Origin of the sequence: Blastopirellula sp. J2-11, from assembly GCF_024584705.1 — a bacterium.
Lineage (GTDB): Bacteria > Planctomycetota > Planctomycetia > Pirellulales > Pirellulaceae > Blastopirellula.
In genome coordinates this window covers 3,288,196-3,301,379 of record NZ_CP097384.1, presented here as the reverse complement: position 1 = coordinate 3,301,379, position 13,184 = coordinate 3,288,196, and the positions used below count along the sequence as shown (strand labels likewise).

Below are 13,184 nucleotides of genomic sequence, written 5' to 3'. Positions count from 1 at the left end.
TGAAGTACGTTGATCTATGAATCCTCGACCACCACTTCCCCCCGAATCAAGCGGACAGGCGCTTCGCATCAAGTTGCGCCAAGTGACGCGTCGCTATCGCGAAGTCTCGGCGCTGGAGGCGACTGCTTGGGGATTGTTGGCGGCGTTCGGCGTGTTATTGATTTCGGTTTGGCTCGATTTGGCGTTTGAGTTGACTCCGGTCTGGCGAGCGGCGGTTCCTGTGATCGCGGCGTTCGTCGGTCTGACGCTCACCGTTGCATTGATCTATCAGCGAGTCCGCTGCTTTACGCCATCGAAAGCGGCGCGCTTGGTGGACGAGACGGCGCAGGCCCGCGGAATGGTCATTTCGGGCTGGAATTTGCAACAAGCGGATGCGAATCAAACGCGGGGAACTTTCCCCGCGACGGCCGGGCTCGCCCAATTGGCGATCGCTAACGCCGGCGTACTCGCCAAACCTATTTCTCTACGTCAGGCAGTTCCCTGGAGACCGGCGGCGCGACCGTGGGCTGCAATACTCGCGCTGAGTCTGCTGGTCGGTATAGTAGCGCTGTTTACATCGCAATTTGCAGCCGCCCAGTGGCGACGATTCGCACATCCCTGGGACGATGCGCCTCCGGCTTCCTACTTACTGCTGACGATCACGCCGGGGGATGCTGATGTTCGCTACGGCGACTCGATGGAGATTTATGTCGCGCCTGCGGCGACTCCGCTGGAAGAGGTCGAGCTAGTATTGGTTCGCGCCGAGCAGGAAGAAACGGCGCCGATGTTCCGCGATAACAACGGCGGATATCGCGCCCTGCTAACGCGCCTTACCGAGCCTGCGGAGTACTACGTGCGGGCGTTTCGCGCTCGCAGCGAAAAACATGACATTCGCATCTTAACTGCCCCCGAAATCGAATCGGTGCAGGTAGTCGTCAGCCCGCCCGCGTATGCCGGCGGAATCGGTCGATATCGGGGCAAACTTCCTCGAACAGGGATCGCCGGTTTGCCGGGGACGCAGGTTCAGTTCACTGTGACCAGTCAGCGTCCTCTCTCTGGCGGATCACTGACGGTGACCTCGGGGGATCAGACCCAAACGATCGAACTGGAACCGTCAATCGAGCAGCCGGAGATCACCGTCGGAACGATCACGATACAGGCTGCCGGCAAATTTGAACTTCAAGTCCGCGACATTGACGGACAACAGTCGCGGGAGTCGATCGCCGGCACGATCACGCTGATTGCAGACCAACGCCCGTTTGTGCGGATCCTAAAACCGCAGCCCAATTCGCTGGCGACTCCGGCGGCACATCTGCCGATCGAGATTGCCGGCGAGGATGACTACGGCGTGGCGCGGCTCTCGCTCTATCGCAGCTTGAATGGATCACGTCCGCTACCGTTGGATATCCCTATATTAACGCCGGCGCCAACAAGCAAGGTCGAGACGATCTATCTACCGCTCTCAGCGTATGGTCTAGAGGCCGGCGACGAAATCAAACTATTTGCCCGTGTCGAAGACAATCATCCTGATCCAGCGCAGAGTGTGGAAACGCCGGTCGTGACGGTGCGGATTATCTCGCAACAAGAATTTGAACAGATGCTCCGGCAGCGCGAGGGGCTGAACGTGTTGATGTCAAAGTATCGTCAAGCCCAACGGATGCTAGAAAAGCTGCGGCAGAAAACGCGCGAGCTGCAAGAGAAGAACGCCAAAAAGAAAGGGCTGATCCCCAAAACAGACAAGGCCGCCGCCGAAGAACTCGCCAAGCAACTTCGCGAAGCCGCCCAGGCGCTTGCCAAAGCGGCCAAGCATGCGCTGCCCTACGATATCGATCAACAATTGACGCCGAAGTTGGAAGAGTTGATCCAACGGCTGGAACAAGCCGCCGACGACTTGGAACGCCGCTTAGAGCGTCTGGTCGACACGAGCCAACTTGCCGAACTCCATGCGGAACTGGCGGAATTATCGGCGCTCCTCGGTCAGCAATCAGATCTGTACGGCGAATCGGCGATGGTTCCCCTGGAGCAGTTAGAACAAGCGATGCCGATCCTGGTTGGCGTCGCCCGGTTCAAGCAATTGGTCAAAGCGCAACGCGATCTTGCCGAACGTCTAGCGGCGGTCAAAGGGAAAGATGGTGAAGACAATCCGGCCCTGAAGGCTCGAATGCGGGATCTCCAGGAAGAACAGGAAGGTTTGCGGGCCGAGCTTGATTCGCTACTGACCGACCTGCAGGAAGCGGCTGAAAATCTGCCGACCGGAGAACGGTTCGACAAGATGCGAAAGAACGTCACTGATTTTGTGACGATGCTGCGTGAAAGTGACGCGGCCGCCGAAATGTCGCAGGCCGAACAAGGGTTGGCCGAGTTCACTGGAACGAAGGCTCACCAACACGCAGTGCGAGCGGCTGAGATCTTAGAGCAGTTTCAGAATGAATCGGAAGACGCAGCCAAGCAATCGCTACAATTTCTGTTCGCGATTCCTGGACTCGGGCAAAGTCTGTCGAATACCGCAGGCCAAATTCTTGGTGAGATGGGACTTGGCGCTGGACAAGCGGGTCGCAGTGCAAGCCGCCGCGGTAAAGTCGGCTTGTACGGTGAGATGCCGAGCATGGCCGCAATGAATGAACAAGGATCTGAAGGAATTTCCGCTGTCGGCGGAGAGAATCCGGATCTCCCTACGATGCTTGATTTGATGACGCCGGGCGCTGCTTCCGGTGGAGGCAGTTTGGGTGAAGTTCCGCTGCGATATCGGCAACGCGTCGCCGAATACTTCCGCCGCCTCTCTGCAGAAATTCAGCAATCCGAAGAAATTCAGGAGGAGCCCTCCCCATGAAAACGCTATTCCCCTTGATGACGCTGTCGCTTGTCGCGCTCTTGCTGGGGGGCGCTCCCCCTAGTCGGGCTGCCGATAGTGCGCCGGAATTGTCTGTTGCTGACACGCCGATTCCGGACTCGTCGCAAACCGGCGGCGAAGCCGAAAGCATCGTCCAGGTCGCCAACCTGGTTTACGCCGACGTACGCAGCAGCAAGTGCTTTTCTGATCATTTTTTGATCTTGGCCGAGCAAGAGACGTCGATCAGCACGAGTCGCCGCTTTCACGCGGTAAAGCTGGCCAGCGAACACCTGTACGACTATCCCCTGGTGATCATGACCGGCGAAGGGGCGTTCGAATTGCCAGAATCGGAGCGGCAAAGTCTACGACGGTATATTGAACGCGGCGGATTTCTCCTCGCTTCCGCCGGATGTTCGTCCGAGGAATGGAATCGCTCGTTTCGAGCTGAAATGGCCGAAGTCTTTCCCACGCAGGCGCTGACGCCGCTGAACCTGGAGCATCCGATCTTTCATACCGTGCACGATATCACGGAACTGACCGCCAATCATGGATCACCGAAACCGATCGAAGGGATCAGTATCGGCGGGCGAATCGGCGTGATATTCTCTCAGGATGGTTTGAACGATACGCATCACACGCAAGGCTGTTGCTGCTGTGGAGGAAATGAAATTCGCAACGCGGAAAAAATCAACCTCAATATCCTGGCCTACGCGTTGACCTATTAGATTGCTATGTCTCCGACTCAACAATCTCCTATCAAACCGCTGGATCAGACGTACTATCGTCTGCCGGGGATGCTGCTGGCATGTGCGATAGCATTGGGCGGTTGCAATCGCACAACGAGCAAGTCTGCGCCGGTCATGCTAGTGGTAAGCGGCGATACGCAGGGCTGGATTGTGCCGTGTGGTTGCACCAGCAATCAATCAGGCGGTCTATTGCGCCGCGGCAGTTATCTAGAAGCATTGCGGAATCACGGCCCAGTCCTCTATTTCGACTGCGGCGGCGCCGGCAGTGGGGACTCGCCGTATGATGTCGCCAAGCTCGCGGCGATCGTACGCGGCGAACAGAACATGGGTTTGGTGATGCACAATATCGGCGCGGTGGAAGCGACACTCGGCGCGGCAGGTCTGCGGCAATTAGAAGCGTCGCTCGGCGGCGATGTTTTTCTCTCGGCCAATGTCCGCGACGACGCAGGAAAACGGATTGGCGCCGCGTGGAAGATCGTCGAGCCAGGAGGACAGCGAATCCTGGTGACCGGTGTCCTTTCACAGGAATTTGCGGCGGCCAATCTACAAGTCGGCGTCGTCAAAACAGAGATACTCGCGGTTCTAGCGGAAACGAAGTCGAAGGGTCCTTTTACGGCGATCGTCGTCTTGGCGTATGCGCCAGAAGCAGAGCTTCGCCAGCTTGTCGCGCAACTGCCCGAGGTAGACGCAGTGATCGGCGGACCGACTGGTCAGGCGATCGCTCCGCAGCAATTGGGTCATACTTTGTTGGCGGCGGCGACCAACAAAGGAAAATTTCTCATTCAGCTAACCCTCTCCGACAAGTCGGGCGAACCGATTTCCGGGTCGGCGATCGAAATGGAAGAGACGTACCCCGATCAGCCGAAACAGCAGGAAAATTTGAACCGTTTTTATCAGTTGTTGGCGGAGCAAGACTTTACGCCGTCGCAAACATCGTTTGCCGCCGGGCTCCCTTATTCGGGCAATACGGCGGCGCGGATCGTCGGCAATCAATCGTGTCAGACGTGCCATGCCGAAGAATACGATGCTTGGATGAAATCGCCCCACGCGCATGCTTGGCGAACGCTGGAAGCGGATGGTTCGCATGTCGACTCGTATTGTCAACAATGCCACGTCACTGGGTACGGAGCTGAAGGCGGGTTCGTTTCTCGCAAAGCGTCAGCCGCGATGGTAAACGTTGGCTGTGAAAGTTGCCACGGACCTTCTGAGGCGCATGCCAAAGATCCTCAGGCGCCCACCCGCTTTTTTGCGAATGCTGCGGCGGCCTGCACTCGATGTCATGACCGCGAGAATAGTCCCCAATTCGACTACTCCACTTACTGGCCGCAGATCGAGCACGGGGGAAAGGAGCTCTGACCCATGATGCAACAAAAGTCATCCATGTCCGGTTTGCGATTGGCGATTGGGGTGCTGTCGGCGGTCGTTTGGATCGGGTTGTCCGCGGCGCCGGCCTGCGCGCAAAAGGACGATTCTGCGCTCGATCAGGAACTGATGAAATCGCTGGGAAATCCGCTCGGAGAGATCGTTGACGAAGCGATGCCCAAAGAAGCTTCCAAGAAATCAGACGCACCGCGATCCGATGATGCGGCGATGCCTGAGGAGGCGTCGGACGAAATTGCTCCGCTTGTCTTGGACGAGCCGTTGCCGGGCGCGATCATCGGTCTGACCGCCGGAATTCAAAAAGCCCAGATTGATCAGAAGCCAGCCTTCGTTATTGCGAGCGGAAAGAGTTGTCCTTGGTGTTCTCGTTTGAAGCAAGAGATGCGCAAGCCTGAGATCGCGCAAGCGCTGACGCGCTGGACCCTGATTGAAGTGGACGTCGACGCGAGCCCCGAAGATGCCGAAAAACTAGGAGTCTCGGCGATTCCCGCGTTACGATTGCTTACTATCACCGGACAGGAAGTTGCTCAGCACGACGGCTATCTCACCGCCGCTGCGTTGCTCGCTTGGCTGGAAGAAAATCATGGCGCCGTCGCTAACCAGACCGATAATCTACTGCTGAGCGCGGATAAGCCGAATGCCGGAAACGTGCTGCGGCTGATCCGGCATTTGGATGACCGTGACCCACTAATCCGACAGGCGGCGATCGGACGGCTGCAAGTCGTTCCGGAACTCGCCGGCGAGCCGTTGCTAAACGCATTTGAAGAGGGGAGTTTAGCCAAGCGTCTGGCGATCTTGGAGATTTTCGACCAATGGAACGCTCCGATCGATGCGATCGATCCCTGGCGGCCTGAAGCGATCAACGACCAGATATTAGCGCGTCTACGCGAGTGGACCTCTCAGCTTCAGCCGCAAGACGCCGCCGTCAAAGAGCTTTCGGCGCAGGAAATGGCCGCGTTGCAGTTGCAGATCGACCGCTTGCTGCATGCGAATATAGCCGATGGAGAGGTGATCGCGGCGCGCCTGGCACGGTATGCGGAGGCGCTTTTGCCAAAAGTTGTGAGCCGACTGCAGGATGTACAAACCGACGAAGAGCGGACCAAGCTCCGTGCGCTGCGCTACCGACTAGTGGCCAATGATGCGCTGGTTCTGCGATTTCCCGGTGGACTGGCGCGATTGGCTTCGACCGAAGCATTGGTCCGCCGTCAGGCGGCCACGCAACTGGTCGGTCTGGCGTCAGCCGCCGAGCAACCGCTGTTGCTCGAGCTATTCAGTGACGCAGACCCGCTGATTCGTGAAATTGCGCTTCGCGGGCTGCAAAATATAGGGGGAGAGGAGGCGACCGCGTCGTTGGTGAAGTTGCTGCAAGACCCGGAGCCGAACGTTCGCGCCGCGGTGTTGCAACAATTGGCCGAAGGAGCTTCGCCGACATTGCTCTCGGATGTCGCCGCTTATGTCAAAACGGAAAAGGACGCAGATCTTCTGGTGCATGCGATTCGCTACCTGCGTGAGATCTCGCAGTCGCAAAGCGCACAGGCGCTGCTCGACCTGCTGCCGCATGAAAGCTGGCAAGTCCGCGCTGAAGCGGCCGAAGCGCTGAAGGAACTTGACTATGAGGAACTTGGTGATAATCCGGAACTATTGGACGACTTGAAAGCCGCGTTGATTTTCCGCATGTCGGACGACGATCCGTTTGTCGTGAGTCGAGCCGCCGAAGCGTTGACGAAGCAAATGAGCGAAGAGGCGATCCAGCCCCTTTTTGTTGCGGCGGAAAGGCATCCCGCCATCGCCACCGAGATCCTCAAGAATCTTGCCTACCACACGGATGAATTTCCGAGCATCTCAACGCACTTCCGCAAATTACTCGAACACGAAGAACCATCGATGCGGATCGCAGCCGTAATGGGGTTGACCCGCGCCGATGCGCAGACCTTATCCGAATGGTTACCGCTGGCGCTGAACGATGAGAGCGCGAAGGTCCGGATTGTTGGCGCCACCGCATTGTTTCAACAGATGGAAATGGAGCGAGAAAACGCCAAGGAGTCGATCTTGGATGGCGACTCTACATCCGCTTCTTTTTCAAGAGGTTCCAATCGGTTCTTTGGTCTGGGGAATCCATTCGCATCAGGGAATCGAAAAAAACGAAAAACTGCTGAGGAGGATGAAAAACCAAAGTCGTCACATCCTTGGGAGATTTGGCTGAACAAATATTTCACCGGAGAAAACCGTACGGAATACGGACCAGAGATTATTGATCCGCTCACCAAGATGATAGAGAGCGATGATCCCGAGGAGCGAATTACCGCGGCGCTGGTCTTAGCTCCCAGGGGCCATCAACAGACGGCGTTGCCGGTGATTCTGGAAACAGTCCAACAATCGCCAGCGCTGATCAATCGAGCGTTGGCGATCTTGCCGTGGGTATCTTGGGAGCAACGTCAAGAATTGTTCGCAAACCTTTATCCCCTCGCCGAGCAAGAGGGGCAGCAGCAACTAGCACTGCGCGCGGCAAGTTCGGCGCTGGACTCTCGGGCCGCCGGTCTGTTGTGGCCTCTGTTGGAGAAGGAGAACGTTGACCTTGAGATGGCCGCAGGGATTCACCAGAGTTTGATGTACGCCTACTTTGGCAAGTCTTATTGGTACGGCGGAGACCTTAGTGCAAGCAAACGCGAAAAAATTGTGACAGCCGCGCAGCAACATGCCGAAGCCGGGGGCGAAATGGACTCGCTCGTAGCGCTGCAGTTGTTGGCGAAAATCGACGAACGACTGGCCTGCCAAATCGCCACAAAAATCGCCGAAGACCCGGCGCGGCCAGACGCGCTTCGCCGTAACGCGTTTCATATCAGTCTGCTGCTAACTCCCGAGGAAGAGCAAGTCGAGAATCTGCTCGCCGCGATGAAGAGCGAACAGACCGAGCGCAGAGAACTAGCGTTTGAAATGTTGATCGCTGGTTCTGAAGATAGGTCTCTCTACCGCATTTATGACACGTTCACGTTTACTTGGCCTTACAATGAGTTGTCTATAAACGGTCCTCAGGGGCCGATTATTCCGACGCTTCCTCCGGGGCTAGAAATCGAAAGCGTACGGCCATGGATGAAGCATCCATCGACCAAAATTCGCGCCTATGCAGGTTACGTACTTGCCTTGGCGGGAGAAGTGGAGGGACTCGATCCGCTGCTGGAGTACTGGCGAACCGACGCGAATCGCAATTCGGTCACCAATATTCTCGTTTTCCGTGCGATCTCTAAATTGAATGCGAGCCAGCATATTGATATCCTTCGCAACATCTACAATCCAGAGCAGTTTGGCTATACCGAAAACCGACGGTTTTATTGGACGATTCGCATCATGAGCGGAGACGAAGTGTTGGAGCTGCGAAAGAAGATTCGCGATGAAGTGGGCATGTCAAATTTGCGTTAATCGCCGGGCCTCGTACCGGACTTAGGAGGAGCTTTCCCGATGTTGAATATGCGAAATTTAGGACTTTGGGCATTGGCGAGTTTGGTGGCGGTAGCGTCGATCGGCCAGTCCCATGCCGCAGAACCAGCGGTGATTAAGAGTAACGGAACTCACGTCTTAAATCGAAATCCTACCGAACTGAAGCTCTCGATCGAGCTGTTGGGACGGGGCAAAACGCTGAAAGAGGCGCTGAGCAAACTGAAAGAGAAGCAAACCGCCGCTCAAGATATGGTGCAATCGTTGGGCGCCGAAATGGAAAGCTTGACTTTGGATGCCCCCACTACCACAAGCCGTTCTTCCGAAATGATGGAGAAGATGCGGGAGGTGATCCAACAGCGTGTCCGCAACAGCGGTGGACCGACCCCTGAGGGTTTGAAGGTTCAGGATTCGCTTACGGTTTCTTCCAAGTTGCACGTTAGTTGGAAGCTGGAAGGAGAGGACGTTATCGCTCGGCTGAGCGAAGTGACGGCGCTGAAGAAGAAGATTGAAGAATCCGATATTGCCAGCGTTGAAGGGGAAGAGATTCCGCTTGCCGAACAGGAATTGATGGAAGAGGCCGAAGCCTTCGGGTACAACTCGTTTTCTTCAGGCGAGGAAGTCAAACCAGGCACTCCTCAGTTTTCGTACCGAACATCCATTACTCCCCAGGAGCGACGCGAAGCGCTCAAGACGGCGTTCGCAACGGCCCGCAACAATGCCGAAGTGTTGGCCGCCGCGGCCGGAATGAAGGTGACCGGCCTGAAAAGTATGGAAGCTGGCGGAACCGCCGTGTTCGCAAATATGCAGAACTACTACCGCTACGGCGGAGGCTATCGAGAAGAGAGCGACGCCGAGGTCGAAGCCGACCCGTTGCAAGCGGCTAGTCCAAAATATGCGGAGATCCCTTTTGTCTTTGTGATTTCGGCGCAATTCAACGTCGAACCAGCGGATAGCGACAGCAAGTAGTGCTATCCGAGCGTGATGCTCCTTACGCTATATGGCGCCCGAAACATCGACACTGGGCGCCATGAAAGGCGAAACGAATCACGTAGGTTCACTGCAGGTGGATATCGCGAGTTTGCTCGCCGGGGACGATCTCGTAGGTTAGCTTTGAGGTCTCTACCTTTTCATATTTTTTGGGGATCGACACCGGGGTTACGCTAGAAACAGTGACCGCTGGAGCTGTTGGATCGTTGGATGGCATCGAAGGCGCCGGCGGAACCATGATCGCAACTCCCGCCATGCCAGCCGGGACATCGACGACCTGGTAGGAGCCGTCGACTTGAATTTCGGCGGATCGGACTGCGGAACCGTTGTCGATGTTAAAGTAAATTCTCCCTGAGTTTAGCGAAGCGCCGTTCAATGTAACGACGCCGCTTACCGTCGCGCTATTGGGTGACGCGGTCGGGCCGCAACCCAAGGTCAAGAGCAAAACCGTTACGCAGCAGAAGCGATAATAGATCATGGCGCACTTCACTCGATCAAATCTGACGAAGCCTACAAGGGGCGTCGCCATGGGAAGTTAGTTGGTTTTTGACGCTATCCGGAGCATGGCAGCTTAGTATTCACCGACGACTTCTCCATCGCCGCGCGTGCAGAGTGACCAGAAGGTCGTTCCGCTAATCGTATCGGGAATAAACTGCACGCTGGCGTCGGCCAGCAAGACGTTAATTCCGCCTGGGTGACAGGAAGCGAGCGAGTTCAACGGATCGCAATCAGGCTTCCTCTTGGCCCGTTGAGGAACGAGCGTCGTTCCGGTAATCATGGAGGTCGAACTGTACGTCCCCCCGCCAAAGATCGGCGTCCATCGCACATCGTTTTGATTCAGCGTATGCGCCCAGAGCGTGCCATAGGTGATGTCGTCGATCGCGCCGCCGCAGCGCTGTAGCGTTTCGCCAAACATGATCGTGTTCGAGGTTCCATCAGAAATCAGGTTTAACCCCTGCTCCGTGTTTTCGTCACGGAAGACCTGGTAGTTCATTTCGTAATTACCGAGCGTCCAGTTTCCATCCAACACATGATCGGCCGAGGTCGCATCGGAAGGACAGAGAAAAGGCGGAATCAGATGCCGCGCGGCGCGCTTTCCGTCGACGGAAGTATCGATGCTCTGGTTCGCTTGATCGTACAAAGCGCTTTGTTCCAGAAACGGCAGGATCCAGAAGAAGAGTGACCCTTTGTTGGTGACTCCATTGATGGAAACGTTGCGCGACGCCCATGGAAGATGGCGATAGGTATCGTGAAAATTGTGCGTCGCCAGGCCAAGTTGCTTCATTTTGTTGACGCACTCGGTTCGCCGCGCCGCTTCGCGGGCTTGTTGAACCGCCGGCAATAAAAGTGCAATCAGCACGCCGATGATTGCAATCACGACAAGCAGCTCCACCAAGGTGAAGCCAGTACGCTGGTTCCTCATGCGAGTACGCATTTGTGATCTCCCTGAAAGATGAGAAGAATAGACTATCGGATAAGACGTGGAGAAGAGTTGAAATTGTCGAGTCAGCCAAGTGCGGAGCATCAACGTCCCTGCAGCGGGTACCCACACTCTCGGTCGTTGGGTTGATTTTTATAAACGCCTGCTTTGATTTCGCCTCCTTGGATGACGGCTAAAAGTCGCTCGCGATGTTGCAGCAACGAGATATCGGCCAAAACGTCCCCATCGACCACGAGAACATCGGCTAATTTACCGATCTCAAGCGTCCCGAGATCCTCGCCGCGGCCCATGATTTCGGCCCCGGTTTTGGTGGCGCACATCAAGGTCTCCAGCGGAGTGAAGCCGACATAGTCAACAAAGAAGCTCAGTTCTTTGGCGTAGTCGCCGTGCGGATTCCAGGCAAATCCATAGTCGCCTCCCATCCCTAAACGACCTCCCGCCTTTAAGATGCGACGAGCCGATTCGGCGCCTCCTTCTAAGGTTTCTAGATGTCCGTCGATTACTGCCTGCGGCATGCCGATCGCTGGACCGTTCTTGACGCTGGCCATCTCGAAATAGAGTGCGGGAACCACCGGCACATCTCGTTCGAGCAGCATTTCGAGCGCTTCGTCATCCATGAACGTGCCATGTTCCAGAGCGTCGTAACCGGCGCGCAGCGCGTTTTTGATTCCTTCGGTGGCGCGACAGTGACCGGTGACTTTGAGGCCATGGTTATGTGCGGTATCGACGACTGCGTGCATTTCTTCAAAGGTCATGCAGAGCGTGTGGTGGTCATTTGCGTCCGGCGATGCGGCGTCTCCCGTCGGATAGGTTTTCACCCATTCAACTCCGTCCTTGACCAGTTTCCGCACCGCTGCGCGAGCTTCGTCGGCGCCGTTAACTAGCAGGACCAGACCTTCCATCCCAATTTTGCGATAATCAGGATTCCAATCCATCAAGCCGCCGATGCCGCAGATTTCACGTCCGCTGGCGACTAATCGTGGTCCAGGAATCAAATCGGATTCAATCGCTTTTTTCAGCCAATGATCGACATTAAAGAGGCTCCCGCCGCTGCGGGCAGCAGTATATCCGGACTCAAGCGCTAACTTGGCGTTATATGTCGCTAAGATGGTGACGTATTCGACCGGGTATTTTATGTCCAGGTCTTCTAGCGCCTCGACGTTGAAATAGGTTGGGTGAAAGTGAGCCTCAACAAGGCCAGGCAGGATGGTTCCGCCGCGCGCGTCGAGCGTATCGACTTGACCTTGGTCCGGCGCGCCATCGGCCGGGCCTACATAAGAGATGCGACCGTTCTTGATCAAGACGACGCCGTCGTGAATCGCCGCCGCGCCAGTTCCGTCAATGATCTGACCGTTATGGATCAGCAGCGCTGCTTCAGAAATCTTCATGGGCTCTCTCCTGTGATACGCGATGAAGCGTCGCGCTACGGTCCACTTCCAGCGACTCGAGGAAGTTGTGAATGGCGTCGCTAATTTTTTGGGGTTGGGCGCTATGCATGAGATGACTGACCCCCGACAATTTTACGGTTGTGCAGTCGGCGATACTGGATTTCACAGCGGCGGCATCTTCTGGAGTCAACATGCCCCCGGCCTCGATATCGGCTTGCAGCAAAAGTACAGGGCAACGAATACGCCGCAGGATCTCTGCGCGGTCATATCCTTCGAGCCAAGCGCCAGCGACAATTGGTTCCAAGACGGCGGGATCCAGCTGCGATAAACATTTGGCCGTAAATCGCAGCGCCGCGGGATCTCGCAAGTCTCCCTGTCTAATGGCCGTTTTGCTGATGGGATCGACATATTCCAACTGGGCGACGTCACGGGCAAGCTGCTCAAGCGGTTTGTTCGATCCTGCTAGTCTTTGCGCGGCGGTAAAGTAACTGTGTAGCGGCGTACTAAAAATTCGAGATCCCATCGTTTCAAACGGAGGGTCTTCCAGAATGATCGCCCGAACCAGGTCAGGCGCTTCGGCCGCGGCGGCGACGGCGACCATCGCGCCCAACGAGTGTCCATAGATCACCGCAGGCGTTTCCGTTTGATCGACCAACGTACGAATCGCATCCTCGACATAATCGATCACGCGATACTGGGAGACGACCGGATCGGTTCGCCCGTGTCCACGAAAATCGGGCGCGATGATTCTGCAACGCGTCGCTAACGTAGCGGCCAGCGGAAGAAACGTTTGCCAGCGGCGAGTCACTCCGTGCAGCATCAACAGCGGAGCGCCAGCCGAATGGCTGTTCGCAATGTTGTAGGTCATTTGACCCAGGCTGATTCGCTGTTCAGAAACTGACAAAGACAAGGGAACGCCCTCTCGCGAAGTAGTGAAGTTGGCGGATGGGAGCAGATGCGCAAGATCCAGTAATTTATTAGCCAGCGAATGATGTTCG

At 56.2% G+C, this 13,184-nt stretch carries 9 protein-coding genes; 5 read left to right on the top strand and 4 right to left on the bottom strand.

The window, feature by feature from the left end; genetic code table 11:
* Window positions 1–16 precede the first annotated feature (16 nt).
* The 5 genes from M4951_RS13170 to M4951_RS13150 are packed head-to-tail and all read left to right on the top strand — an operon-like array spanning window position 17 to window position 9,336.
* The gene (locus M4951_RS13170) at window positions 17–2,809 is read left to right on the top strand and encodes a hypothetical protein (protein WP_262022115.1); all 2,793 of its coding nucleotides are present in this window, start codon (window positions 17–19) and stop codon (window positions 2,807–2,809) included.
* Window positions 2,806–3,534: a DUF4159 domain-containing protein gene (locus M4951_RS13165; RefSeq protein WP_262022114.1), complete on the top strand. Its 729-nt coding sequence runs from the start codon at window positions 2,806–2,808 to the stop codon at window positions 3,532–3,534. The genes M4951_RS13170 and M4951_RS13165 overlap by 4 nt, the downstream gene beginning before the upstream one ends.
* Before the next feature lie 6 nt (window positions 3,535–3,540).
* Window positions 3,541–4,911, top strand: coding sequence for a multiheme c-type cytochrome (locus M4951_RS13160; RefSeq protein WP_262022113.1), 1,371 nt, complete (start codon window positions 3,541–3,543; stop codon window positions 4,909–4,911).
* Between the two features lie 3 nt (window positions 4,912–4,914).
* The gene (locus M4951_RS13155) at window positions 4,915–8,352 is read left to right on the top strand and encodes a HEAT repeat domain-containing protein (RefSeq protein WP_262022112.1); all 3,438 of its coding nucleotides are present in this window, start codon (window positions 4,915–4,917) and stop codon (window positions 8,350–8,352) included.
* 39 nt (window positions 8,353–8,391) lie between these two features.
* Window positions 8,392–9,336, top strand: coding sequence for an SIMPL domain-containing protein (locus M4951_RS13150; protein WP_262022111.1), 945 nt, complete (start codon window positions 8,392–8,394; stop codon window positions 9,334–9,336).
* Between the two features lie 88 nt (window positions 9,337–9,424).
* Here the strand turns inward: M4951_RS13150 and M4951_RS13145 are convergent, their stop codons facing one another.
* The 4 genes from M4951_RS13145 to M4951_RS13130 form a co-directional block, all read right to left on the bottom strand.
* A complete protein-coding gene (locus M4951_RS13145; protein ID WP_262022110.1) occupies window positions 9,425–9,835 on the bottom strand; it encodes a hypothetical protein in 411 nt (136 codons plus the stop codon).
* A 93-nt stretch (window positions 9,836–9,928) separates the two neighbouring features.
* Entirely contained in the window at window positions 9,929–10,792 is an 864-nt protein-coding gene (locus tag M4951_RS13140) for a DUF1559 domain-containing protein (protein ID WP_262022109.1), read from the bottom strand.
* Between the two features lie 89 nt (window positions 10,793–10,881).
* Window positions 10,882–12,186: a metal-dependent hydrolase family protein gene (locus M4951_RS13135; protein ID WP_262022108.1), complete on the bottom strand. Its 1,305-nt coding sequence runs from the start codon at window positions 12,184–12,186 to the stop codon at window positions 10,882–10,884.
* Entirely contained in the window at window positions 12,173–13,096 is a 924-nt protein-coding gene (locus M4951_RS13130) for an alpha/beta fold hydrolase (protein ID WP_262022107.1), read from the bottom strand. The genes M4951_RS13135 and M4951_RS13130 overlap by 14 nt, the downstream gene beginning before the upstream one ends.
* Between the last annotated feature and the right edge of the window lie 88 nt (window positions 13,097–13,184).